General features: G+C 72.3%; 25 protein-coding genes. 11 read left to right on the top strand and 14 right to left on the bottom strand.

Going from position 1 to position 23,322, the window contains the following annotated elements:
• The first annotated feature begins 2 nt into the window (after window positions 1–2).
• Window positions 3–380 (top strand): Rieske (2Fe-2S) protein, encoded by a 378-nt coding sequence (locus F6X53_RS08865; RefSeq protein ID WP_373875914.1) that lies wholly within the window; start codon window positions 3–5, stop codon window positions 378–380.
• Between the two features lie 13 nt (window positions 381–393).
• Here F6X53_RS08865 and F6X53_RS08860 read toward each other — a convergent pair whose 3' ends face one another.
• On the bottom strand, window positions 394–2,673 hold the full coding sequence (locus F6X53_RS08860) for a xanthine dehydrogenase family protein molybdopterin-binding subunit (protein ID WP_238296690.1): 2,280 nt from the start codon (window positions 2,671–2,673) through the stop codon (window positions 394–396).
• Window positions 2,674–3,119: 446 nt separating this feature from the next.
• Between F6X53_RS08860 and F6X53_RS08855 the strand changes: the two genes are divergently transcribed.
• The 5 genes from F6X53_RS08855 to F6X53_RS08835 are packed head-to-tail and all read left to right on the top strand — an operon-like array spanning window position 3,120 to window position 8,786.
• The gene (locus F6X53_RS08855) at window positions 3,120–4,718 is read left to right on the top strand and encodes an ABC transporter substrate-binding protein (RefSeq protein ID WP_150999603.1); all 1,599 of its coding nucleotides are present in this window, start codon (window positions 3,120–3,122) and stop codon (window positions 4,716–4,718) included.
• A 15-nt stretch (window positions 4,719–4,733) separates the two neighbouring features.
• Window positions 4,734–5,714 (top strand): ABC transporter permease, encoded by a 981-nt coding sequence (locus F6X53_RS08850; protein WP_150999601.1) that lies wholly within the window; start codon window positions 4,734–4,736, stop codon window positions 5,712–5,714.
• Window positions 5,715–5,731: 17 nt separating this feature from the next.
• A complete protein-coding gene (locus F6X53_RS08845; RefSeq protein WP_150999599.1) occupies window positions 5,732–6,742 on the top strand; it encodes an ABC transporter permease in 1,011 nt (336 codons plus the stop codon).
• Window positions 6,739–7,794, top strand: coding sequence for an ABC transporter ATP-binding protein (locus tag F6X53_RS08840; protein WP_150999597.1), 1,056 nt, complete (start codon window positions 6,739–6,741; stop codon window positions 7,792–7,794). Before F6X53_RS08845 ends, F6X53_RS08840 begins: the two co-directional genes overlap by 4 nt.
• Window positions 7,791–8,786, top strand: coding sequence for an ABC transporter ATP-binding protein (locus tag F6X53_RS08835; protein WP_150999595.1), 996 nt, complete (start codon window positions 7,791–7,793; stop codon window positions 8,784–8,786). Before F6X53_RS08840 ends, F6X53_RS08835 begins: the two co-directional genes overlap by 4 nt.
• 104 nt (window positions 8,787–8,890) lie before the next feature.
• Here the strand turns inward: F6X53_RS08835 and soxA are convergent, their stop codons facing one another.
• The 9 genes from soxA to F6X53_RS08790 all read right to left on the bottom strand — a co-directional run bounded on the left by soxA (window position 8,891) and on the right by F6X53_RS08790 (window position 16,161).
• Complete coding sequence (gene soxA / locus F6X53_RS08830; protein ID WP_150999593.1) at window positions 8,891–9,673, bottom strand: sulfur oxidation c-type cytochrome SoxA; 783 nt, start codon at window positions 9,671–9,673, stop codon at window positions 8,891–8,893.
• Window positions 9,674–9,684: 11 nt separating this feature from the next.
• Window positions 9,685–10,005 carry a thiosulfate oxidation carrier complex protein SoxZ gene (soxZ, locus tag F6X53_RS08825; protein ID WP_150999591.1) on the bottom strand — a complete coding sequence of 107 codons (321 nt, stop codon included), beginning with the start codon at window positions 10,003–10,005 and terminating at the stop codon, window positions 9,685–9,687.
• Between the two features lie 4 nt (window positions 10,006–10,009).
• Window positions 10,010–10,522 (bottom strand): SoxY-related AACIE arm protein, encoded by a 513-nt coding sequence (locus F6X53_RS08820; protein ID WP_150999589.1) that lies wholly within the window; start codon window positions 10,520–10,522, stop codon window positions 10,010–10,012.
• The gene (soxX, locus tag F6X53_RS08815; protein ID WP_373875900.1) at window positions 10,519–11,010 is read right to left on the bottom strand and encodes a sulfur oxidation c-type cytochrome SoxX; all 492 of its coding nucleotides are present in this window, start codon (window positions 11,008–11,010) and stop codon (window positions 10,519–10,521) included. Before soxX ends, F6X53_RS08820 begins: the two co-directional genes overlap by 4 nt.
• Window positions 11,007–12,296, bottom strand: a complete 1,290-nt coding sequence (locus F6X53_RS08810; RefSeq protein ID WP_150999588.1) for an NAD(P)/FAD-dependent oxidoreductase — start codon at window positions 12,294–12,296, stop codon at window positions 11,007–11,009. Before F6X53_RS08810 ends, soxX begins: the two co-directional genes overlap by 4 nt.
• On the bottom strand, window positions 12,293–12,658 hold the full coding sequence (locus F6X53_RS08805; protein ID WP_244965544.1) for a c-type cytochrome: 366 nt from the start codon (window positions 12,656–12,658) through the stop codon (window positions 12,293–12,295). Before F6X53_RS08805 ends, F6X53_RS08810 begins: the two co-directional genes overlap by 4 nt.
• Entirely contained in the window at window positions 12,655–14,895 is a 2,241-nt protein-coding gene (locus F6X53_RS08800; RefSeq protein ID WP_238296416.1) for a xanthine dehydrogenase family protein molybdopterin-binding subunit, read from the bottom strand. Before F6X53_RS08800 ends, F6X53_RS08805 begins: the two co-directional genes overlap by 4 nt.
• Window positions 14,896–14,909: 14 nt before the next feature.
• The gene (locus tag F6X53_RS08795) at window positions 14,910–15,377 is read right to left on the bottom strand and encodes a (2Fe-2S)-binding protein (RefSeq protein WP_150999586.1); all 468 of its coding nucleotides are present in this window, start codon (window positions 15,375–15,377) and stop codon (window positions 14,910–14,912) included.
• Between the two features lie 313 nt (window positions 15,378–15,690).
• Complete coding sequence (locus F6X53_RS08790) at window positions 15,691–16,161, bottom strand: hypothetical protein (protein ID WP_150999584.1); 471 nt, start codon at window positions 16,159–16,161, stop codon at window positions 15,691–15,693.
• Window positions 16,162–16,190: 29 nt separating this feature from the next.
• On the opposite strand from F6X53_RS08790, the gene F6X53_RS08785 reads away from it, so the two are divergent.
• Together F6X53_RS08785 and F6X53_RS08780 are read left to right on the top strand one after the other, a co-directional pair.
• On the top strand, window positions 16,191–16,430 hold the full coding sequence (locus F6X53_RS08785; RefSeq protein WP_150999582.1) for a hypothetical protein: 240 nt from the start codon (window positions 16,191–16,193) through the stop codon (window positions 16,428–16,430).
• Between the two features lie 110 nt (window positions 16,431–16,540).
• Window positions 16,541–17,830, top strand: a complete 1,290-nt coding sequence (locus F6X53_RS08780) for a glutamate carboxypeptidase (RefSeq protein ID WP_150999580.1) — start codon at window positions 16,541–16,543, stop codon at window positions 17,828–17,830.
• A 107-nt stretch (window positions 17,831–17,937) separates the two neighbouring features.
• On the opposite strand, the gene F6X53_RS08775 is transcribed toward F6X53_RS08780, so the two are convergent.
• Window positions 17,938–19,029 carry a phosphatase PAP2 family protein gene (locus F6X53_RS08775; RefSeq protein ID WP_150999578.1) on the bottom strand — a complete coding sequence of 364 codons (1,092 nt, stop codon included), beginning with the start codon at window positions 19,027–19,029 and terminating at the stop codon, window positions 17,938–17,940.
• 276 nt (window positions 19,030–19,305) lie between these two features.
• Here F6X53_RS08775 and F6X53_RS08770 point away from each other — a divergent pair, with 276 nt between their 5' ends.
• Window positions 19,306–19,923: a L,D-transpeptidase gene (locus tag F6X53_RS08770; RefSeq protein ID WP_150999742.1), complete on the top strand. Its 618-nt coding sequence runs from the start codon at window positions 19,306–19,308 to the stop codon at window positions 19,921–19,923.
• Window positions 19,924–19,963: 40 nt separating this feature from the next.
• Here F6X53_RS08770 and F6X53_RS08765 read toward each other — a convergent pair whose 3' ends face one another.
• Complete coding sequence (locus F6X53_RS08765; protein ID WP_150999576.1) at window positions 19,964–20,218, bottom strand: hypothetical protein; 255 nt, start codon at window positions 20,216–20,218, stop codon at window positions 19,964–19,966.
• 195 nt (window positions 20,219–20,413) lie between these two features.
• Complete coding sequence (locus tag F6X53_RS08760) at window positions 20,414–20,641, bottom strand: hypothetical protein (RefSeq protein WP_150999574.1); 228 nt, start codon at window positions 20,639–20,641, stop codon at window positions 20,414–20,416.
• 227 nt (window positions 20,642–20,868) lie between these two features.
• Between F6X53_RS08760 and F6X53_RS08755 the strand changes: the two genes are divergently transcribed.
• On the top strand, window positions 20,869–21,438 hold the full coding sequence (locus F6X53_RS08755; RefSeq protein WP_150999572.1) for a ClpP family protease: 570 nt from the start codon (window positions 20,869–20,871) through the stop codon (window positions 21,436–21,438).
• Window positions 21,439–21,832: 394 nt separating this feature from the next.
• On the opposite strand, the gene F6X53_RS08750 is transcribed toward F6X53_RS08755, so the two are convergent.
• Complete coding sequence (locus F6X53_RS08750) at window positions 21,833–22,369, bottom strand: response regulator (RefSeq protein ID WP_238297065.1); 537 nt, start codon at window positions 22,367–22,369, stop codon at window positions 21,833–21,835.
• 373 nt (window positions 22,370–22,742) lie between these two features.
• Between F6X53_RS08750 and F6X53_RS08745 the strand changes: the two genes are divergently transcribed.
• Complete coding sequence (locus tag F6X53_RS08745) at window positions 22,743–23,321, top strand: hypothetical protein (RefSeq protein WP_238297064.1); 579 nt, start codon at window positions 22,743–22,745, stop codon at window positions 23,319–23,321.
• Window position 23,322 lies beyond the last annotated feature (1 nt).

Raw genomic sequence — 23,322 nt, 5'->3', positions numbered from 1 at the left:
GCGTGCACGAATCCACCCAGGCGCCGGACCCGGCCCCCGCGGACGAGGCCGGGGCGATCATCTGGACCCGCGTCGCCGCGCTGAGCGCGTTCGCGGCCGGATCGATCGTTCCCGTCCGGGTTGCCGGGCGGGGCCTCCTCCTGGTGCGGGACGGCGGCCGGGTCTACGCCGTCGAGCGGGCCTGCCCGCACGAGGGCGCCGACCTCGCGCAGGGGCGCTGCGCGGGCGGCCGGCTGCTCTGCCCGCACCACCGGGCCTCGTTCGCGCTCGCGGACGGGGCGGTCTCCCCGGGCTGGTCCTTCCGCCGCCTGCGCACCTACCCGGTGCGCGTCGTCGGCGATGCGGTCTGGGTTGCGGTGGGGCAGAACGCGCCGCGATAGGACGCATCGGGCGTCAGAGCACGGCCTCGATGCGGATCGGCAGGCGCCGGTGGCGCCGGCCGGTGGCGTGGAAGACCGCGTTGGCGATGGCGGCGTTGACGCCGATGATGCCGAGTTCGCCCAAGCCCTTCAGCCCGAGCGGGTTCACGCCGGTATCGGGATCGTCCACGAACAGGGCCTCGACCCCCGGCGCATCGGCCGCGGTGGCGACGAGGTACTCGGCGAGATCCGGGTTGCGGTAGGCTCCGCGCTCGAGCACAGTCTCCTCGAGGAGCGCCGAGCCGAGGCCCCAGATCATCCCGCCGGTGAGCTGGCTGCGGGCCGTCAGCGGGTTGAGGATCCGCCCCGCCGCGAAGGCGCCGAGGAGGCGCGGCACCCGGATCTCCCCGGTCTCCGCATGGACGTGCACCTGCGCGAACTGGGCTCCGAAGGCCCAGGATAGCGCTTGGCCACCGCTCGCGAGCGCCATCCGGCCGCCCCGGATCGCCGCGAGGGATTCCGGGCCGGCGCCCGCGGGCACGAACGCCGCGAGGGTCTCGGCCTCGCCCGGGTCCAGGCGCGCGATGGCGGCCGCGATCGGGACAGCGCGGCCGTCCGCCGCCCGGATCGATCCGGCCTCGAGGCGCAGGGATCCGGCCTCTGCCCCCGCGAGCGGCCCGTCCGGCGCGGTGCAAGCGAGGGCCAGCCTCGTCCGCAGGGTCTCGCAGCCGAGGGCCAGGGTGTGCAGCAGGCTCGTGGTGGTGGAGGACCCGCCCGACAGGCCGGCCGGCGGCAGCGCGGTGTCCCCGAGGCGGATCGCCACGGCCTCGATCGGGATTCCGAGCCACTCGGCCGCCGCCATGGCGAGCAGCGTCGTGATGCCGTTGCCGATCTCATGGTGGGCCGTCTCCACCGTGGCGGTGCCGTTCGGCGCCAGCGCCAGCCGCAGGGTGGCGGGCGAGATCTTCACGGGGCGCACCGAGGCGGCGCAGCCGAGGCCGACCCGCCAGGGGCCGTCCCGCATCGTGCCGGGCTCGGGCGCGCGCCGCGACCAGCCGAAGGCCTCCGCGCCCGCATCGAAGCAGCGCATCAGCGGCCGCGACGAGAACGGCTTGCCGGAGATCGGGTCCGTCAGGGTGTCGTTGCGCCGCCGCAGCGCGATCGGATCGAGCCCGAGCGCGCTCGCCATCTCGTCGACGGCGCTTTCCAGGGCGAACAGGTAGGGCACCTCCAGGGGCGCCCGCATCGGCCCCGGCGTGTTGCGGTCGACGCGCACGGCCCGCTCGTGCGTGCGCACGTTGGGGCAGGCATAGAGGCTCGCGGTGACGTCCGTGCCCTCCATCGCGAAGGGGTCGAAGCGCGAGGTCACCGCCTCGGCCGCGTGGATGAGCGCCGTGAAGCGCCCGTCCCGGTCGGCCCCGAGTCGGAGGTCGTGGCGGGTCTCGGGCCGATAATTGGCGATGGTGAAGCCTTGTCGGCGCGTCGGCACCAGGGAGACCGGGCGCCCGAGATGCCGGGCGGCGAGCGCCACCAGGGCGGTGTGCTGAGAGAGGGCGAATTTCGAGCCGAAATGCCCGCCGATCAGCCCCGCGACGACGCGGATATCGGCCGGGTCGAGGCCGAGCTGCGCGGCGAGCCCGTGCCGCACCGCGCCGACGTAGCGGGTCGGCTCGTGCACGGTGAGGCGGGGCCCGTCCCAGGCGCAGGTGGTGGTGAACAGCTCGATCGGGTTGTGGTGCTGCACCGGCGTCTCGTAGCGCGCCGCGATCCGGAAGGCGGCCGTCGCGAAGGCGCCGTCGGCGTCGCCGCAGCCCGGATCGACGTGCTTCTCCTTGAGGTCGGCGAGGGCGACGGTCTCGGCGCCGGGCGCCTCGAAGGTTCCGGCGAAGGGTTCGGCCGCGTAGGTCACGCCGGTGCGGGCCGCGGCCTCCGCGGCCGCCTCGGGGGTCTCGGCCACCACGAGGGCCACGATCTGCCCGGCATACGCCACCGCGTCGGAGCCGAGGGGCAGGTGAGCGCTGTTGGCGTAGCCGCCGGCCATCAGGTGCTTCACGGGTCGGAGGGCGCCGGCGAAATCCCGATGAGTGAAGATCGCCAGGACGCCCGGAACGGCGCGCGCGCCCTCGAGGGCGAAGCCGGTGATGCGTCCCCGCGGGATGGTGCTGGTCACGAGCGCCGCGTGGGCGAGGCCGGCCGGGCGGAGATCCGACGCATAGACGGCGGCCCCCGTCACCTTGTCGGCGCCCTCGACCCGGGCATGGGACCGCCCGAGGAGGGTGGGGTGAGCGAAAGCGTCGGCCGGCAATCCCATCATGCGCATCTCCCGCGAATGCCGGGACAACGCGCGCGCGGCGCGACGGGACAAGCCTGCGGCGAAGCGCGCGGCGGACCCTGCGCGCCCGCTCCAGCGGGTTCGGCAGCGCCGGGCGCCCGACCGCGAAACGCAGCATCCCGCCTTCGATCGGCCCATCGCGCGGGGGCGAGGACAGATCAAAGCCGTGAAACGATCCTGATCACAAAACAAATCTTGCACGGAAATTGCTGAAAAAAATAATTTCGACACGGAAAATCAATAATTATTCAATGAAATTGCCATAATATTTGAAAAATCTTCTCATTCACATTCAGTAACGCTTGGACCCGGCCCTGGCACGAGTCCCGCATGACGCTCGCCGCGCCCGGCGCAGCCTTCCCCAAATTCCGATTCCTCCCGAACCTTGATGCGTGGACATGAAGCAGAAGCGGTGTGATGCTACGAGGATGCACAGAAAGACAGCACTGCTCGCCTTCGGTGTCGCGCTGGGTCTCGGCCTCGCCGCAGCCGCCCCGGCCCAAGCCGCGAACGTCTTTCGCTTCGCCTTCCAGGGGGACATCAAGTCCCTCGATCCCTACTCGCTGAAGGAGAGTTTCACGATCGGGATGCACGGGGCGGTCTATGAATCCCTGGTGACCCGCGACAAGGAGCTCAACCTCGCGCCCCAGCTCGCCGAATCCTGGGAGACGCCCGAGCCGACCCGCTGGCGCTTCCACCTGCGCCGGGACGTCAAGTTCCACGACGGCTCGGCCTTCACCGCCGACGACGTGATCTTCTCGGCCGCCCGGGTGCGGGCGGCGGGCTCGAACTTCCAGACGAACGTGCCGGCCGACGCCGAGTTCGTGAAGGTCGACGACCACACCGTCGACATGGTGCTGAAGAAGCCCAATCCGATCGCGATCCACCAGTTCTCGACCTGGTACATCATGTCGAAATCCTGGGCGGAGAAGAACGGCGCGGTCGCGCCCTCGCCGGCGAGCGCCGCCGCGCCGAGCTACGCCGCGCTCCACGAGAACGGCACCGGCCCCTTCGTGGTCACCGAGCACCAGCCGGGCGTGCGCACGGTGTTCAAGAAGTTCCCGGGCTACTGGGGCAAGGTCGAGTCGAACCTCGACGAGGCGGTCTTCACCACGATCGGCAACGCCGCGACCCGGGTCGCCGCGCTCCTATCGGGCGAGGTCGACTGGATCGACCCGGTGCCGCTGCAGGACCAGCCGCGGGTGGAATCCAGCGGCAACGCCGTCGTGATGGCGGGGCCCGAGCTGCGCACGGTCTTCCTCGGCATGGACCAGTGGCGGGACGAGTTGAAGGATGCGAGCGTCAAGGGCAAGAACCCGTTCAAGGATCCCCGCGTCCGCCGGGCCTTCTACCTCGCCATCGACGAGGACACGATCGCCAAGCGCGTGATGCGCGGGCAGGCGACGCCCTCCGCCCTCCTGATCGCCCCCTCGCTCTACGCCCGCTCCGGCGAGTTCAAGCGCCCCGCCGCCGACGCCAAGACGGCCAAGACGCTCCTGACCGAGGCCGGCTATCCGGACGGCTTCAGCCTGACCATGGATTGCCCGAACGACCGCTACGTCAACGACGAGGCGATCTGCCAGGCCGTGGTCTCGATGCTGGCCCGCATCGGCGTCAAGGTGAACCTCAACGCGCAGCCCAAGGCCAAGTACTTCGCCAAGGTGCTGGCGCCCGCCTACGACACCTCGTTCTACCTCGTCGGCTGGACGCCCTCCTCGCAGGACAGCCACAACATCCTCTACGAGATCACGGGCTGCCGCGGGGACGGCAAGTCGGGCCGCGGCGGCTGGAACCTCGGCAATTACTGCAACCCCAAGGTCGATGCCCTGGCCGATCAGGTCGAGGGCGAGACCGACCCGAAGGCGCGCGACGCCGAGATCAAGGACGCCTTCGACACGATTCAGGCCGAGTGGGGCTACATCCCGCTCCACCAGCAGGCGCTCGCCTGGGGCGTCTCCAAGAAGGTCAACCTGGTCCAGCGCCCCGACAACATGCTGATGCTGTACTGGGTGTCGAAGCAGCCGTGAGCGGAGGCGCGTAGCGTGCTCGCCTTTCTCCTCCGCCGCGCCGTCCAATCCGTCCTCGTGCTCGCGGTCGTGGGGCTCATCGCCTTCTCGATGTTCCGCTTCGCGGGCGATCCCGTGAACCAGATCGTCGGGCCCGACACGCCGGTCTCCGAGCGGGCCGAGATCCGCAGGAGCCTCGGCCTCGACGACCCGACGCTGGTGCAGTTCGGCCGCTACGCCGGCAACGTGCTGCGAGGCAATTTCGGCATCTCCTACCAGTTCCGCCAGCCGGTGGCGGCGCTCCTCGCCGAGCGCATGCCGGCGACGCTGGAACTCGCCCTCTGCGCCACCGTGTTCGCCCTCACGGTGGGCATCCTGATGGGCGTCTACTGCGCCCTGCGGCGGGACACGGCGCTCGCCAAGCTGTTCCAGGCGGTGTCGCTGATCGGGGTCAGCCTGCCGACCTTCCTGATCGGCATCCTGCTGATCTTCCTGTTCTCGGTGACGCTCGGCTGGCTGCCCTCCTACGGGCGCGGCGACACGGTGCGGCTGGGCTGGTGGAGCACCGGCTTCCTGACGCTCTCGGGCCTCAAGGCCCTGATCCTGCCCTCGGTCACCCTCGGGCTGTTCCAGATGACCCTGATCATGCGCCTCGTCCGGGCCGAGATGCTGGAGGTGCTGCGCACCGACTACATCCGCTTCGCCCGGGCCCGGGGCCTGACCACGCATGCGGTGCATTTCGGGCACGCGCTCAAGAACACGCTCGTGCCGGTCATCACCATCGCGGGGCTGCAGCTCGGCTCCGTCATCGCCTTCTCGATCATCACCGAGACGGTGTTCCAGTGGCCCGGCATGGGCCTCCTGTTCGTGCAGGCGGTGCAGAACGTCGACATCCCGATCATGGCGGCCTACCTGCTCCTCGTCGCGGCGATCTTCGTGACGATCAACCTCGCGGTGGACCTGCTCTACTCGGTGGTCGATCCGCGCCTGCGCCTCGCGACGGGGCGCGCCGCGTGAGCCCCTCCGGGAACGGCATGTCCGCGCACGAGACCTCGGCGCACGAGATCTCCGCGCACGAGGCCGCCCTCGCGGCGCCGATCGCGGGGGCGGCTCCGCCCGCACCGGAGGCCCCGCGCCCCGGCCTGGCCCGGTTCCTCGGCTCGGACCTCTGGGCGAGCTTCCGGCGCTCGAAGCTCGCCATGGGGGCGCTCGCCGTCACGCTCCTGCTCTTCGGGCTCGCCTTCGCGGCCCCCTGGATCGCGCCGCAGAACCCCTACGACCCGGCCCAGCTCGAGCTGATCAACTCCAACCTGCCCCCGCTCTGGGCGGCGGACGGCCAGGCGCCCTTCCTCCTCGGCACCGACGACCAGGGCCGCGACGTGCTCTCCGCCGTGCTCTACGGCCTGCGCCTCTCGCTGATCATCGGCCTCCTCGGCGTCGCGGTCTCGGGCAGCCTCGGCATCGCCCTCGGGCTGGTGGCGGGCTATTTCGGCGGCATCGCCGACGCCCTGGTGATGCGGATCGCCGACGTGCAGCTCACCTTCCCGGCCATCCTGATCGCCCTCGTGGTCGACGGCGTCGCCAAGGCGGCCTTCGGCGGCGCGCTCGACACCAACGCCACGATCCTGCTCATCGTGGTCTCGATCGGCCTCTCGTTCTGGGTCCAATACGCCCGCACCGTGCGCTCCTCCGTGATGGTCGAGCGGGGCAAGGATTACGTCCAGGCCGCGCGCCTCATCGGCCTGTCCGCGCCCGTCATCATGGTCCGGCACGTCCTGCCGAACGTGACCGGGCCGGTCTTCGTCATCGCGACGATCAACCTGGCGCTCGCCATCATCACGGAGGCGACCCTGTCCTTCCTCGGCACCGGCCTGCCCGAGACCATGCCCTCGCTCGGCACCCTGATCCGCACCGGCAACCGCTTCCTGTTCTCGGGGGAATGGTGGATCGTCGCCTTCCCGGGGCTCGCGCTCGCCGGGCTGGTGCTGGCGATCAACCTGCTGGGCGACTGGCTGCGCGACGCGCTGAACCCGAAGCTGCAATGAGCGCACCGATCCTCACCGTGCGCGACCTGCGGGTGGCCTTCGAGACGCGGGCCGGCAGCCTGCCGGCCATCGACGGCGTCTCCTTCGAGATCGGCCGCGGCGAGATCCTCGGCGTCGTCGGCGAATCCGGCGCCGGCAAGTCCGTGACGGGCTCCGCGGTGATCGGGCTCCTCGACCCGCCGGGCCGCATCGTCGGCGGGGAGATCCACCTCGGGACCGAGCGCATCGACACCCTGCCGCCCGAGCGCATGCGCCGGGTCCGGGGCCGGCGCATCGGCATGATCTTCCAGGACCCGCTGACCTCCCTCGACCCGCTCTACCGGGTCGGCGAGCAGATCGTGGAGACGATCCGCACCCACACCGATTTGTCGGCCCGGGCCGCGCGGAACCGGGCCGTCGACCTCCTGGCCGAGGTCGGCATCCCGGCGCCGGAGCGGCGCATCGACGGCTACCCGCACGAGTTCTCGGGCGGCATGCGCCAGCGCGTGGTGATCGCGCTGGCGCTCGCGGCCGAGCCCGAGCTGATCATCGCCGACGAGCCGACGACCGCCCTCGACGTCTCGGTCCAGGCCCAGGTCATTACCCTGCTGAAGCGACTCTGCCGCGACCACGGCACCGCCGTGATGCTCGTCACCCACGATATGGGGGTGATCGCCGAGGCCGCCGACCGGGTCGCCGTGATGTATTCCGGGCGCATCGCCGAGATCGGCCCCATCGAATCCGTGGTGCGCAATCCCCGGCACCCCTACGCGATCGGCCTGATGGGGGCGATCCCGACCCTGACGCAAGGGGCCGGCCGCCTTGCCCAGATCCCCGGATCGATGCCGCGGCTCACCGCGATTCCCCCCGGCTGCGCCTTCCATCCGCGCTGCCCGAAGGTGTTCGGGCGCTGCCGCGTCGAACGGCCGGAGCCGATTCCGGTCGGCACCGAGCCCGGAGGGATCGGCACCGATCCGGCGAGGATCGGCACGAGCGCGGTCGCCTGCCACCTCTACGATGCCGACGCGGCCGGCGGGGCCGCTCCCCATGCCGAGCCCCTGCAGGTCCGATGAGCGTCGCTGCCCCCTATGTCGAGGTCGATGGCCTGCGCCGGGTCTTCGACGTGTCGAAGCCCTGGCTCAACCGGGTGATCGAGCGGGCGCCGCGCCAGAGCCTCAAGGCGGTGGACGGGGTCGCCTTCAGCATCGCGCGGGGCGAGACCTTCGCGCTGGTCGGCGAATCCGGCTCGGGCAAGTCGACGGTGGCCCGGATGGTGGTGGGCCTCCTGCCGCCGAGCGCCGGCGAGGTCCGGATCAGCGGCATCTCCATGACGGACCCGCGCCAGGCGGCGGCGCGGCGGCGCCTGCGCGCCCGGATCCAGATGATCTTCCAGGACCCCTATGCCTCGATGAACCCGCGCTGGCGCGTCGGCGCGATCGTGGCGGAGCCGATCCGGGCCTTCGACCTGATCCAGGGCGAGGCGGCGATCCGGGCCCGGGTCGGCGCGCTCCTGGAGCTCGTCGGGCTGCACCCGGACGATGCCCGCAAGTACCCGCACGCCTTCTCGGGCGGGCAGCGCCAGCGCATCGCCATCGCGCGAGCGCTGGCCTCGGAGGCCGAGTTCCTGGTGGGCGACGAGCCGACCTCGGCCCTCGACGTCTCGGTCCAGGCCCAGATCCTCAACCTGATGCGCGACCTGCAGGACCGGCTCGGGCTGACCTACCTGTTCATCAGCCACAATCTCGCGGTCGTGCGCCACATGGCGACCCGGGTCGGCGTGATGTATCTCGGGCGCCTCGTCGAGGTCGGGGGCGGGCGCGAGATCTTCGTCCGGCCGCGCCACCCCTATACCAGGATGCTCCTCGACGCGGTGCCCGACCTCGCTCATATCGGGCGCAGCCGCGTGCCGGTGGCGGGCGAGATCCCGAACCCGATCGACCCGCCCCCGGGCTGCAGCTTCAACCCGCGCTGCCCGCTGGCGAATGCGCGCTGCCGCAGCGAGGTGCCGCAGCTGCGCGACGGCGTGGCCTGCCACGCCGCCGAGGAGGGGCGCCTCCCGGCCTGAGGCCCGGGCCTCTGAATTCAAGCCTCATGAGGTCCGGCGGAGGAATGCCGCCCGCATTCGCGGGGGCCTGTTCCCGATGCCGTCGGCCTCGTCGGGCGCCGGCGTCAGGGGCGCAGGGCCGGCGTCTCAAGCGGGAGCGGGGCCGCGCGCTCGGCGAGGTAGAGTTCGAGGGCGACGTATTCCGGCGCCCCGAACGGGTAGGGCTCCGCCCGCATGCCGCTCATGCAGTTGCGCAGCCGGCGCTGCAGCGAGCCGAGTCCCTGCCATTCGAGCCGATAGAGCGGGTAGCCCGTCGGGTGGCCCTGCGGGATGACGGCCGCCCCGAGATGCCGGCCCCAATGGTCGTCGTGGCAGATCGCGCAGGACAGGCCGAGCTGGCCCATCCGGGCCTCGAACAGGGCGCGGCCCTCCTGGCGCGCCGGGGCGAGGCGGGAATCGTCCGGCGGCGCGAGCGGCATCCCGCGCGATTGCAGGGCGACGAAGGCGGTGAGGCCGAGGAGGTCGGCGCTCTCGCGGGCGAAGGGCTCGGCCTGCTGATGGGTGCGCCGGCACTGGTTGATCCGGTCCTCCAGATCGATCGGCCGGCCGCTGCGCGCGTCCCAGGCGGGGTAGCGGGCCGCGACCCCGCGCATGCTCGCGCGCGCCTCGCCGTGGCAGCCGCCGCAGGCCGGCGCGTCGGCCGACGGGGCGCGGGCCCAGAGATCGGCGCCGTCCTGGACCCACAGCATGCCCGGATGGGCGGTGTCGTCGCGCTGCATGGCCTGGAGCGCGGGGCCCATCTCGGCGAACCCCGAGCGCTTGTCCGCGGGCGCGATCTCCCCCGGGAACGCCGCCGGCCCGGGCGCGAGGAGCAGGGCGGCCAGCGCCGCCGTCGCGGTCCGGATCATCCCGCGCGCCGTCACGCCACCGTCAGGGTCGCGGTCTCGGTCTGGTCGAAGCCGCCATCCCCGCGCCAGGTGAACTGAAAGGTGCCGCTGCGCGTCGCGACCGTGGTGAAGGTCAGGTAGGGGTTCGCGGCCGAGGCCGGGAACAGCTCGGCCCGGAAGATCTCCTCGCCCTCGAAGCGGCAGAGGAACTCGGTGATGATGTTGCGCGGCAGGATCCGCCCGTCGGGCCCGGGCCGGAAGCCCGTCTCCATCGGGTGGGAGATCAGGGTCTTGATCTCGATGACGTCGCCGGCCTTGGCGGTCTTGGGCAGGTTGATCAGCGCGCGCGCCATGGTCTCAGCCCTCCAGGCAGGCCGCGAGGGTGACGATCGCGTCCGCGCTCGCCGACCAGTAGGTGCCGTCGCTCATCTCCGCGATGGCGGTGATGCGCTGCGTGTCGGCGAGCCGGATCCGGGTCGCCACCTGGGCGCGTCCGGCCCGGGGGCCGAGATGCAGGGTGACGACGTTCGGCTGCGGGTTCTTCTCGTTGAAGATCCCGATCCGGCGGACATGGTCGGCCTCCGTCATCGGGCTCTCCACCGCGACCGTGAGGGGCACGGTGTTGCCGTTCTCGACCAGCGGCGGCAGATCGAGGCTGACGCGCCCGCCCCGGATCTCGGCCTCGCCCGCGAAGCGCCGGATGGCGGATTGCGTGGTCTCGGTGCGCTGGGACGCCTCGGCGGGCCGCAGCGTGCCCAGGAGGGCGGAGGTCGCCGCCCCGGCGAGGAGATGCCGGCGGCTGATCGCGCCCCTCCCGTCGTCTCTCGCCAGATCGTCCTTCGCCAGATCGTCCTTGGCCGAGCGGTTCATGGTCCCGTCCGTTGATCGCGCGCCGGCCCGCGCAGGCTTGCCAGGAAGGTCACGACGTCCTCGATCTCGCCGGCCTCGAGGATCGGCCGCCCCTGCCAGGCCCGGGCGACCCGCGTCCGGGCCGCCAGGCTGTAATAGGCCGGCATGATGGTCTGCGGGTTCACGCGACGGCCGTCAACGAGGCGCAGGCGCAGCTGGCCCTCGGACAGGCGCGCGCCGACCCCCGACAGGTCCGGGGCGAGGTTCCCCTGGAACCGCTCCTCGGGGAAGGGCCCCGCATGGCAGAGGAGGCAGAGGCCGCGGGTCCGGTCCAGCACGAGGGCGCGCCCGCGGGCCGGATCGCCCGCCGCCCCGGTGAGCGAGGCCGGGATGGCGTCTCCCACGATCGTGACGGGCCGCAGCGGCTGGCCCGCCTCCTCGGCCCGCGTCGCGGAGGCCGCGGAGGCGAGGACCAGGAGCGTGAGCGCGACCCGGCGCCCGAGCCTCACCCGAAGACCTCCCGGGTGATCGTGCGATACCAGTCGGCCGCGTAGGCGGCCTCCTGCGCCCGCACCGAGGCCGGCGCGTCGACGGGGCTGATCCCGCCCGCGCCCTCCACGTCGGCGAGCTGGCCGTTGACCGGGTGGAACACCCCGGCGACCGAGATGCCGTAGCCCGGCGCGACGAGGCTGTAGCAGGTGTTGATCAGCTTCGGCGCCTCCGGGGCGCGGCCCGCCAGCAGGTCGATCACCGCCTGCGCGCAGACCTTGGCCTGGGCATTTGCCGAGAAGGCCGATTTCGGCATCGACCCCGCGATGGCGGCGTCGCCGATCACGTGGATGCCGGGCACCAGGGTCGATTCGAAGGTGACCGGGTCGATCGGGCACCAACCGCTCCGGTCGGCCGCCCCCGCGAGCGCCGCGATGGCCCCGGCCCGCTGGGGCGGGATGATGCAGGCGACATCCGCCTTGTACTCGGCGAAGTCGGTCCGGACCGTCATGGTGGCGGGCTCGACCGCCGTGACTCCGCCGCCGGCGGCGAGCGGCACGTATTCGAGCAGGTCGGGATAGAGCGCCGCCCAGGCGGATTCGAACAGGCGCTGCTTGGAGAAGCTGTCCTTGGCGTCGAGCAGGATGAGCTTGGCCCGCGGCTTCCGGGTCTTGAGGAAGTGGGCGATCAGGCTGGCGCGCTCGTAGGGGCCGGGCGGGCAGCGATAGGGGTTGGCCGGCGCGCTGAGGATGACGGTGCCGCCCTCCCGCATCGCCTCGAGCTGGCGGGCGAGGAGCGCCGTCTGCTCTCCGGCCTTCCAGGCATGCGGCATCGCCGTCACGGCCTCCGGGTCGTAGCCCGGCACGGCGTCGAAGCGCAGGTCGATTCCGGGCGACAGGACGAGGCGGTCATAGGCCAGGCTGCTGCCGTCCGACAGCCGCACCGTCCGGGCGGCGGCATCGACGCCCGTCGCGGTGGCCTCGACAAAGGTGAGCCCGGTCCTGGCGAGATTGCCGTAGCCGAAGCTCTGGGCCGCGAGGGGCTGCAGCCCCACGATCACCTCGTTGCTGAAGGGGCAGGCGACGTAGGTGGCGCGGGAATCCACGAGGGTGACGTCGACCCCGCCCCGGCGCAGGGCGCGGGCCGCGGTGGCGCCCCCGAAGCCGCCGCCGATGACGACGACCCGGGGGGCGGCCCCCGCCAGGGCCGGGCGCGGCAGGCCGGACCGCGCGAGGGCGAGCGCCGCCGAGGCCGTGGCGGCCGTCCGCAGGAGGCTGCGTCGCGTCTTTGCGCCGGGCCGGCTCATCGCTCGGGACCGATCTGCGCGAAATAGGCCGCGATGGCCCGGCTCTCGCCCTCCGTGAAGCCCTTGGCGATGCGGTTCATCACGCTCGCCGGGCGCGCGCCGGAGCGATAATCCGCGAGCGCCGCGACGATCTCGGCCTCGGGGCGCCCGGCGAGCGGCCCCATCGCGGCCCCGGCCGCGTGGCAGCCGGTGCAGGCGGCCGCCCCCGGGGGCGGGCGGCCCTCAACGGCGCCCGCCGGGCAGGGCAGGAGGGGGCCCATGAGGGCGGCCGCGAGGGCGCACAAGAGGGCGGCCACCCGCGCGAGCGCCGGCGCGGACAGGGCTGGGGCGGCAAGGGCCGGGGCGGCCCGCATGCGCCTCATGCGCGCCGCAGGTCCGTATTGGCCAGGGGCAGGTTGCGGACGCGCTTGCCCGTCGCGGCGAAGACCGCGTTCAGGACGGCCGGCGCCGCGACCGCGATCGTCGGCTCGCCGACCCCGCCCCAGAAACCACCCGACGGCATGACGATCGTCTCCACCGCCGGCATCTCGTCGAGGCGCATCACCGGGTAGCTGTCGAAGTTCGTCTGCTCGATGCGGCCGTCCTTCACCGTGCAGGCCCCGTGGAGCGCGGCCGAGAGCCCGTACACGAAGGATCCGGCGATCTGTGCATCGATCTGCTGCGGGTTGAGGGCGTAGCCCGGATCGGTCGCCGCGACGATGCGGTGGATCTTCAGCTTGCCGTCCGGGCTCACCGAGACCTCGGCGGCCGCGGCCACGTAGCTGCCGAAGCCCATCATCTGGGCGATGCCTCGGGCGATCCCCTCCGGCGGCTTGGTGGACCAGCCGATCCTGTCCGCCACGGCGTCGAGGACGGCGCGGTGCTTCGGGTGGTTCGCCATCAGCTTGCGCCGGAAGGCGAGGGGATCCTGGCCCGCCGCGTGGGCGAGCTCGTCCATGAAGCATTCGAGGTAGATGGCGTTCGGGTTCATGTTCACGCCGCGCCAGAAACCCGGGATGATGTGCGGGTTGCGCATGGCGTGGTCGACGAGGATGTTCGGGATCGTGTAGCCGAGCGTCGCCTCCGGGCCGCTCGGATTGAGCCCCTGGAAGGTCACGGGATCACGCCCGTTGACCATCCGCTGCGGCATGATGGCGGCCAGGATGGACTGACCCGAGATCCGCATGTGCAGGCCGGTGAGGTCGCCCTTCGCATCGAGGGCCGCGCGCATCCGGCACTGCGTGATCGGATGATAACGCCCGTGCGTCATGTCCTCCTCGCGGGTCCAGATCAGCTTGACGGGCGTGCCCGGCATCTCCCGGGCGATGAGCACCGCCTGGCGCACCCAATCGTGGGTGGCGCCGCGACGGCCGAAGCCGCCGCCGAGATGGATCTTGTAGACCTCGCATTTCGCCGCCGAGAGCCCGGCGGCCTCGGCGGTCGCCGCCAGCGCCGCCTCGCCGTTCTGGGTCGGTGTCCAGACCTCGCAGCGCTCCGGCGTCCAGCGCGCCGTCGCGTTCATCGGCTCCATCGTGGCGTGGTTCTGGAAGGGCACGCTGTAGACGGCCTCGACCACCCGGTCGGCCCCCTGCAGGGCGCCCGCGACGTCGCCCGCCTTGTTGCCGATATAGGCCTCGGGCGCGTCGAGCCCCTCGCGCAGCACCGCCGCGATGCTCGCGCTCGAGACCTCCGCATTCGGGCCCTCGTCCCAGACGATCGGCAGCGCGTCGAGGGCGGTCTTCGCCCGCCAGAACGTGTCGGCGATCACCGCGACGCCGGTCTCGCCCACCTGCACGACGCGCTTGACGCCCGGCATGCCGGCGACCGCCCCGGCCTCGAAGCTCTTCACGGTGCCGCCGGTCACCGGGCAGTCCCGGATCGCGGCGTTCAGCATCCCGGGCAGCGTCAGGTCCATGCCGTAGACCTGGCTGCCGTCGAGCTTGGGGGCGGTGTCGAGGCGCTTCAGGGGCTGGCCCGCGATGGTCCAGTCCTTCGGGTCCTTGAGCACCACCTCCTTCGGGGGCGCGAGCGTGGCGGCCCGCTCCGCGACCGCCCCGTAGGTGGTGGTGCGGCCGGATTCGGCGTGCGTGATCACGCCCTTCTCGGCCCGGCAGGCGGAGGCCGGCACGCTCCAGCCCTGCGCGGCGGCCTCGATCAGCATCATCCGGGCGGCGGCGCCGCCCTTCCGGACGATCTCGTGCGACTCGCGGATGCCGCGGCTGCCGCCGGTCGAGAAATCGCCCCAGACCCGGCCGCGGGCGAGGTTCTGGCCCGGGGTCGGGTACTCGGTGGTGACGCGGGCCCAGTCGCAGCCGAGCTCCTCGGCGGCGAGCTGGGCAAGGCCCGTGAGGGTGCCCTGGCCCATCTCGGAGCGGGCGATGCGGATCACCACGGTCTCGTCCGGGCGCACGACCACCCAGGCATTGACCTCCGGCACGGCCGGCGCCGCGGCCGCCGCAGGCCCGGGCAGGTGGAAGCCGAGGCTGAAGCCGCCGGCGGCGGCCGCCGCCCCGGCCAGGAAGGCGCGGCGGGAAGCCTGCACGGGCGCGGACCGCCCGGGGGAATGGGCGGGGGAAGGGGCCGGCGAAGGGGCGGCGGGGATATCCATGTCGAAGCGCATCGCTCTCTCCCGGCTCAACCGCGGCCGCCCTGGCCGCCCTCGGCGGCGAGCTGGATCCCGGCGAGCACCCGGTTGTAGGTGCCGCAGCGGCAGATATTCGTGATCTCGGCGCGGATCTCGCTCTCGCTCGGGTGCGGGTTCTGCGCCAGGAGGGCGGCCGAGGCCATGATCATGCCAGATTGGCAGAAGCCGCATTGCGGCACGTCGAGGGCAGCCCAGGCCTTCTGAACCGGGTGATCCGCGTGGGCCGACAGGCCCTCGATGGTGACGATCTTCTGCTCCGCGGTGAGCGCCGAGAGCGGCAGCGAGCAGGACCGCACGGCCGCGCCGTCGAGATGGACGGTGCAGGCCCCGCACTGGGCGATGCCGCATCCGTACTTCGTGCCCGTGAGGCCGACCTGCTCGCGCAGCACCCAGAGGAGCGGCGTGTCGGGCTCGGCCTCGACCTCGCGCACGGCCCCGTTCACGTTCAGACGAACCATCGCTTTCCTCGCACCGTGCTGCGTTCGGGCGTCCCGGGCGCTGCCCTCGAACCGATGGCCGTCAGTCTTGCACAGCTTCGGCGTTCTGGTCGACTGAGTACCATCCGCCTGCGTCATCCGGCCCTCGGCCATCCCGAGGCCGCGCCATCGTGCGGGGCCAGGGCCGCCGCGGCGAGGCAAGGACCGCCGCCGAGGCGGGGCCAGGGTTGCCGCCGAGGCGAGGCAAGAACCGCCGCCGAGGCGGGGCGGGGGCTTTGCCGAAGGGTCTCCGCGGCGCTTAGGATCCCGAACCCTGCCCCGGCTCGCTCCCGCCTCAGCGCTTGCGGGCGGGCGGCGCCGCCGGCAGCTGGGCGAACACCTCCGCGCACATGCTGCCGAGGCTGCTGCGCATCACGCCCCGGGCGAAGGCCCGCCGCCCGCCATCGATCAGCGTGACGGCCTTCTCCCGCGGGGTCTCCTTGGCGCAGGCTTTCATGATCGTCATGAACGGATATTCGCTGTCGCGACCGCAGGATTGCTTCGCTTGAAGGAAGACTCCGTAGTTCTGAAAATTCTTCGGACAATTTTCCTCGGCTTGCACCGCCAGGGGAAAAATCATCATGCCGATGAAAGCTGTCGCGGTACGGAGCGGCATCTCGATCCTGTTTGCGGACGTTGATTTGAAACGTGTCGTCGACGCGTCGCCGGTTCGCGAGAACCGGCTCGCCACGATCGCCACGGACCGCACGAACGGATTTAGGGCTTCGTGCGTTCCTGCGCCGTCACCGGTGCGGTTCTGCGCCATCGCGCACCAACAGCCGGCGGGAGGGTGTCATGTTCACCTGGAGGTCCATGGACCGGGCTCCGCAGGATGGCCGCTGGATCATCGCCATCAGCCGCCACGAGCCAGACCGGCGCGCCGTGATCCGCTGGGATCCGAAGCGCTTCGGCGATGCCCGGCCCTGGCACGTCTCGTCCTGCGACCACAGCTACCCGACGGACGCGTTCACGGACTGGATGCCGTTCCCGGATTGCCCGTGCGAGGCGGCCCGGCCGGAGGCCGAGCGCGCCTGAGGCCGGCAGCGCTCGGGCGGCTCCCGCGACCCCTGGTCCGGGCTCGGGCTGGCCCCGTGCCCGCGCCACCCTACCTCGCCCCTGACCCCTCAGTCCGGACGGATGCCCGCATGACCCGCTCCCTTCCCGATTCCAGCCCCGCCGCGCGCCGGCGCGCCGGTGCCCTGCTCCTCGCGGGCGCCCTCACGCTCGCGCCCGTCGCCGCGAGGGCCGAGCCGGAGGCCCGGGTGCTCGCCGCCGTGAAGGCGCAGGACCAGCCCCTGCGCGAGACCCTGGCGGGGCTCGTCAACGTCGATACGGGCACCGGCACCGTGGCGGGCCTCTCCCGGGTCGAGGCCAGCCTGCGGGCGCGCCTCGAAGCGCTCGGCGCCAGCGTCGAGACCCGCCCGGCGCCGGTCTTCGGGGGCAACACCCTGATCGGCACCCTCAAGGGCACGGGCACCCGCAAACTGATGCTGCTCGTCCATTACGACACGGTCTTCGGCGAGGGGGATGCGGCCAAGCGGCCCTACACGGAGCGGGACGGGCGCGCCTACGGCCCCGGCGTCGCCGATGCCAAGGGCGGCATCGCCATCATCCTGCACACCCTGGCGGCCCTCAAGAGCCTGGATTTCGCGCGGTTCGGCACGATCACGGTGGTGTTCAACCCGGATGAGGAGCGCGGCTCCCGGGGCTCGCGGGACGAGATCCGGGCGATCGCGGCGGACCAGGACGCGGTCCTGTCCTTCGAGCCGAGCTTCGCCGACGAGGCGGTCGACGCGGCGACCATCGCCACCAAGGGCATCAACTACGCGAGCCTGACCGTGAAGGGCCGCTCCGCCCATGCGGGCGGCGCGCCGGAAGCCGGGCGCAACGCCGTCACGGAGATCGCGCACCAGATCCTCCAGCTGCAGGACCTCGGCGACCCGCGCAAGGGCACCAGCCTGCACTGGACCGTGGTCTCGGGGGGCACCAAGCCGAACATCATCCCGGACGCGGCCAAGGCCGAGGGCGACATGCGCTATTTCGACGAGACCGAGTCCGAGCGCGTCCTGTCGCAGGCCCGCCGGATCACCGAGACCCACCGCGTGCCCGACACCGAGGTGACGTTCGCCCTCACCAAGGGCCGGCCGCCCCTGCCGGCGAACCCGGACACCCGTGCTCTCGGGGCGCGGGCCCAGGCGATCTATCGCGAGATCGGCGGCGATCTGAAGCTCGTCGAGATCGGCGGCGGCACCGACGCGGCCTACGCCTTCCAGCCGGATTCCCCGGGCAAGCCCGCGGTGCTGGAATCCCTCGGCGTGGTCGGCGGCCGCTATCACAGCGCCGACGAGTTCGCCGTGCTCGACAGCCTGACGCCGCGCCTCTACCTCGCGACCCGCCTGGTGATGCAGCTGTCCGAGGACGCGCCCGGCCGCTGAGCATCCCGCGCCCGGCCATCCGACGGCCCTCGATCCTCGATCCGGCGCGCGCACTGGGACCAAACCGGTCCCCAGGGTCCCATGTCGGCAGGGCGGCAGAGGGCGCTTCAGCGGCGCATCTCGGCGGCCTCGACGGCGAGTGCGGCCCGGTGCTCGCCGCGGGCCAGGCGGCCTTCCGCGGCGCGCAGGGGCCCGGGCTGGAGGGCGGGGCGGCGCGCCCGCACGAGGCCCAGAATCGCGCCGGCCAGAAGCGCGCCGGCCAGGATTGCGCCGGCCAGGACGTCCGGCAGGTAATGGCCGCCGGCCGAAAGCGTCGCGACCACCACGGCGGCATTCAGCAGGATCGCCAGGGGGCCGATCAACCGGACGGGGGCCAGCGCCCAGGCCGTCAGGATCGCGAGGCAGACATGGAAGGACGGGAAGGTCACCAGCGCGCGGATATCGCTGAGCGCCAGGGTCCGGACGGCGCCGCTGCGCAGCCTCGCCAGGGGCTCGAGGTGCCAGAGGGCGCCGACCGTCTCCAGGGACTCGGCCGGCAGTCGGGTGGGCGCGTAATGGGCGTAGGGGCCGAGGGCCGGGAACAGCGCCGCGATGGCGACGACGGCGATCAGCCCGGCGCAGAACAGGCGCAGATAGGTCCAGAGCCGTCCGAGCCGCCGCGTGGCGCCGAGCGCGATCACCACGAGGCCGACCTGCGGCCCGCTGGAATGATACGCCAGCGCCAGCCACCACGAGAGCGCCGGATGCGCGATCAGGACGGCGAGATGGGCGTTCCAGTCGAAGCCGAGGGCCGCCTCGATGCGGGCGAGCGAGGGATCGACGAGGGGTCGCGCCAGGGTGGCGGTCAGGTAATGCAGCACCGCGACCGGGACCGTGAAGGCGATCAGGCCCGCGCTCGCGAGCGCCATGGCGCGCAGGGACGGCTCCGACCGGACGCGTCCCCAATAGGCCGCAGCCGCGAGCAGGGCCGCCACCAGGGCCGCCGTCGCGGCAAAGCCCGGCAGGGCGGGCACGATGCCGGCGGCGGCAAGCCAGACGGCATCGACGAGGAGAACCGCCAGGACCGAGGCCCAGAAGAGGAGGCCGGGGGCCGCGACGGCGGCGGAGAGGCGGCGGGCCTCGGTTCGGATGCGGCGCCGGCGGCTGCCCTCACCCTGGCTGTCGTCCCCACACGCGCGACCTGCCGCTGTCGATGCCATGCCCGGGTGGTTCTCCGCTGTCGCGCGGTCCTGATCCGAGCCGCACGGGGATACGCGCAGACGTTGCGGTTGGTTCGCCACCGGACCGGAGGCGCGCGCCGACGCAACCGTGGCTGGAACTTCCCGAGCGTCACGGCGTAGCCATGGCAGCGTCACGCTTGCCGCCTCATCCTTGCTGTTTCATCCTTGCCGCTTCGAAGGCTGCCCATGCGCTTCCCACGCCCCGCGCTCCCGTCGGCCGAAGGCCTGTGGGCCTCCCTCCTGGCCTTCGGATTTATGGCCGCCGGACTTCTGGCGGCCATACTGCCGACGCCGGCCTCGGCGGAGGTTCGCATCACCATCGACAAGGCCGACCAGCGCATGTCCGTCGCGGTCGACGGGACGCCGCGCTATTCCTGGCCCGTCTCGACGGGGGTCGAGGCCTACGACACCCCGAGCGGCACCTACCGGCCGTTCCGGATGGAGCGCACCCATTTCTCGCGGGAATGGGACGATGCGCCGATGCCCCACGCGATCTTCTTCACGATGCAGGGGCACGCGATCCACGCCACCAACCACACGCGCCAGCTCGGCCGCCCGGCCTCGCATGGCTGCGTCCGGCTCTCGCCGAGGAATGCCGCGACCCTGTTCAGCCTCGTGAAGGCGCAGGGTCTCGGCAACACCCGCGTCAGCATCGAGGGCAGCGATCTCCTCGCCGGGCGCTCGGACGGCGGCCGGACCGCGAGCCGCGGGGCGCGCTCCTACGAGAGCGGCGGGTTGATGTCGGCCGGCATGCAGATGGGCGTCGAGGCGATCGACGGCTACGCCCCAGCGCCGCGCCGGGCCTATCGCCCCGCCGGGGTGACCCCGTACGGCTATGGCTACGGCTACGGCGGTCGCCGCGATCTCGACTGAGAGGCCGCCCGGGCGGTGACGGCCGGCCCGTAGGGGCAGGTCAGACCCCGTGCGGCTCCGCGGCCGGCGGAAGGGTGCTCATCAGCCAGGACGGGCTCAGGATCAGCCCGCTCGCGGTGATGATCCAGGGCGCGGCGCTGCCGTCCCGGAGGACGGCGGAGGCCGTCCCCAGCGCCTCGCGCAGACTCGCGACCTCGGTCGGCTCGACGTGTTTCGGACCGTCCGGCCCCTCCGGCCAGAGGGTCAGCAGGGCAGGTTCGGCCAGATCGCCATCCGGGATCCCGGGCGGAAGCACCGATCTGCCCCTTCCATCACCACACGCCTCAGTGGTGAGGATCGAGCATGAGACGTGCCAGGGGATCTTTTCACCCGAGTTTTGGCCGGCGCGTCAGCCTCGCGACGGACGAGGCTTGCGCGATCGGGGCGCTGAACGGCCGCGCGTGGTCCCGATGAGGCGCGAGGGGCCGGATACGCGCCGCCGGCGCGGGCGTCAGGTCGGGGAGGGGTCGGCGGTCCGGCGCGGGACGGGTTCGGCATCCGCCCGGGACGGAACATAGGCGCACCAGTTGCAGGTGCCGGTCTCGGCGGTCCGGCGGGTGTTGCGCTGCGAGCAGAGCGGGCAGATCTTCAGCACCAACCGGCTGCCGTGCAGAATCGCGAGGCCGCGGCCACGGAAGGTGACCTCGACGGAATCCGCGGTGGCTGCGCCCTTGTCCATCTCCATCCTGCCCGTCTATCCGAGAACCCGCCGGGCCGCAGCCCCCCTCGCGCCGACGCGGCTCGGGGCCGGTTGGTTCAGCCTGACGCCCGCCCCGCGCAGCTTCTCGCGGTCGTGCGGAGCCTCGGGGCAATGCTGGCGTTGGGCCTCAATCATCGGATCGGCGCCGGGCCGGGATGCCCGGCATGGATGATGCTGGCGCCGGTTCACCCGTACGAGGAGCCGCCATGGACGCCACACCCCTCACGCCTGCCGCCTTCAAGGCACCGGCGATCCTCCTGTCGGGGACCGTCGACCACGCGATGTACAGCGATTTCCGGCGCCAACTCGATCAGGCCTCGCAGCAGGATCTCGTGGTGGTCGAGCTGACCACCCTCGGGGGAGACCCCGAGGTGGCGCGCATGATGGGGGAGGACATCCGCTTCAACAGCGAGACGACGCCGGAGCGGCGCTTCGTCTTCCTCGGCAAGGCGGCCATCTACTCCGCCGGCACCACCTTGATGAGCTTCTTCGCGCGCCCGAACCGCTATCTCACGCGGGGCACCCGCCTGATGATCCACGAGCGCAAGATGGCGAAGGAGCTGAAGATCTACGGGCCGCTGACGAGCTGCGTCGCCACCGTCAAGGCCGCGCTCCACGAGATCGAGTGCTCGATCGCGATCCAGAACGAGGGCTTCGAGAACCTCGTCCGGGGGTCGAGGGTGAGCCTCGAGGAGGTGATCGCGCGCGCCCCCTCGAACTGGTACGTCGAGGCCGAGGAGGCCCGCGGGCTCGGGCTGATCGAGGCGGTGATCTGAGGATCACCCCCGCGCATGTCCGTGGACCCAAACCCGCGGGTCCGGAAGGCACGGACGCGTGGCCGTTTAAGACGCGGCGGGATCGGCGCGCATCGCGCCGTCACAGCCCGAGACCGCCCCAAGAGCACGCGACCTCCCGGATCTCGCGAGATTGTCCGCACCGGCATCGAACCGGAGCCGATGCTTGGCGATGCCGCGCGAGACCCTGCGGGTTGCAGGCGCCGCACCCGCCGGTGCTGCGCTCCACCCGGCTCCGGCACGGAATCTGCCTTCTCGCGGCGTCGCCCCATTGGGCCCGCACGGGCATGGCGCGGCGGGCGGGCCGGGCGCTGCGAACCCACGCGACCTTGGCCCGCTCCCATATCCTATTCGGAGGGGCCGCGCGGCCCCGCGCTCAAGCGGGCGAGACGACGCCGAGCTGGTGCATCGCGTTGATCAGGGCGGAGGGCCGGTAGGGCTTCATCATCAGGAGGCTGCCCTCCACCCGCCGCGGCGCCTCGACGCTGTAGCCGGTCACGTAGATCACCGGCAGGTTCGGGAAGCGGCTGCGCGCCCGCTCGGCCACGTCCCAGCCCGTGAAGGTGCTCGGCAGGCGGATGTCGGTCAGGAGCAGGTCCACCGTCTTGGGGGAATGCAGCAGGAGGTCGGCGACCTCGTAGCTAGCGGCCTGCAGCACATTGTAGCCCGCATCCTCCAATTCGTCGGTGACGACCTTGAGGAGCGGGACCTCGTCCTCCACCAGGAGGACGGTCGGACTCTGGTCGTCGGCGGCGCGGCGCGGCAGCTGGTCGGCGTCGTCCTGCAGCCGCACGGCCTCGGCGCGCAGCGTCTCCGCCTGGTCACGCAGGGCCACGGCCACCACGGCGTTGCCTTGCCGGTCGAAATAGGCGGCCGCCGCATTCAGCTCGAAAGCAATCGTCTCGTCGATCAAGGCAGCAGCCCGGAGGTCGTCAGCGCATCGCATCACAGTCGCCCGCCCTATTCTCTCGCAGGGTTTCGCCAATCGACATCAAACCGGGCAGTCTTTCAAGGCGAGGCGGGGAAAAATAGCCGCTCCCGCCCGGCTCGAACTGTGCGTCGCTCCGTCGCTGGCCTCGAATGCTTGGGCGAGACGCAGGCTTGAGCGGGCGGATGCCGCAACGCACGCGGCCGGCCCGCCGAAGCGGAGCGGCGGGCCGGCTATTCGAGGCGGCCACGCGCCGGCTATCCGGGCCGGCCACGCGCCGGCTTTTCGAGCCGGCGCCGGTGCCGTAGGCTGCCGCCGGATCCGGACCTTGCGCGGACCGACGATCAGGACGGGATGCATGCCGGCACAGCCCCTTTCCGCTCCCCCGGCCCGGGCGAATCCGGGCGCCAGGGCCTCGCTGGCTTTGCTGGCCCTGGCCGCCGTGCTGCTCAGCCTCGCGCTCGCCTGCGCGACGCCCTTCGCGGCCCTGGCGGCCCTGGCCGCGGCGAGGTCCCGACGCGAGGCCCTGAGCCTCGCGGCCCTCGCCTGGCTCCTGAACCAGGCGATCGGCTTCGGCCTGCTCGGATACCCCCTCGATCCCCCCACCCTGGGCTGGGGCCTCGCCATTGGGGCCGGCGCCCTGGCGGCGGCCCTGGCGGCCGCCCTGGTGCCGCGCCGCCGGGCCGGCGGCGCGGTCGCGACGGCGCTCCTCCGGCTCGGATCGGCGTTTACGGCCTACGAGGCCGTGCTCTGCGCCGCCGCCTTCCTGCTGCCGGGCGGCGCGGATGCCTTCGCGCCCCCGATCGTCCTGCGCCTCCTCCTCATCAACCTGGCGGCGCTCGCGGGGCTGAGCCTGCTGCAGGCCGGCGGCCACGCGCTCGTCCGCAGCGCGTCCGGGCGCGCCCGGGCGGCCGCGCTGCGGGGGCGGCCCGCCTGAG

This window comes from Methylobacterium soli, from assembly GCF_008806385.1.
Classification (GTDB): domain Bacteria; phylum Pseudomonadota; class Alphaproteobacteria; order Rhizobiales; family Beijerinckiaceae; genus Methylobacterium; species Methylobacterium soli.
The sequence above is the reverse complement of the archived record's forward strand: the minus strand, read 5'-3'. Positions and strand labels throughout refer to the sequence as shown.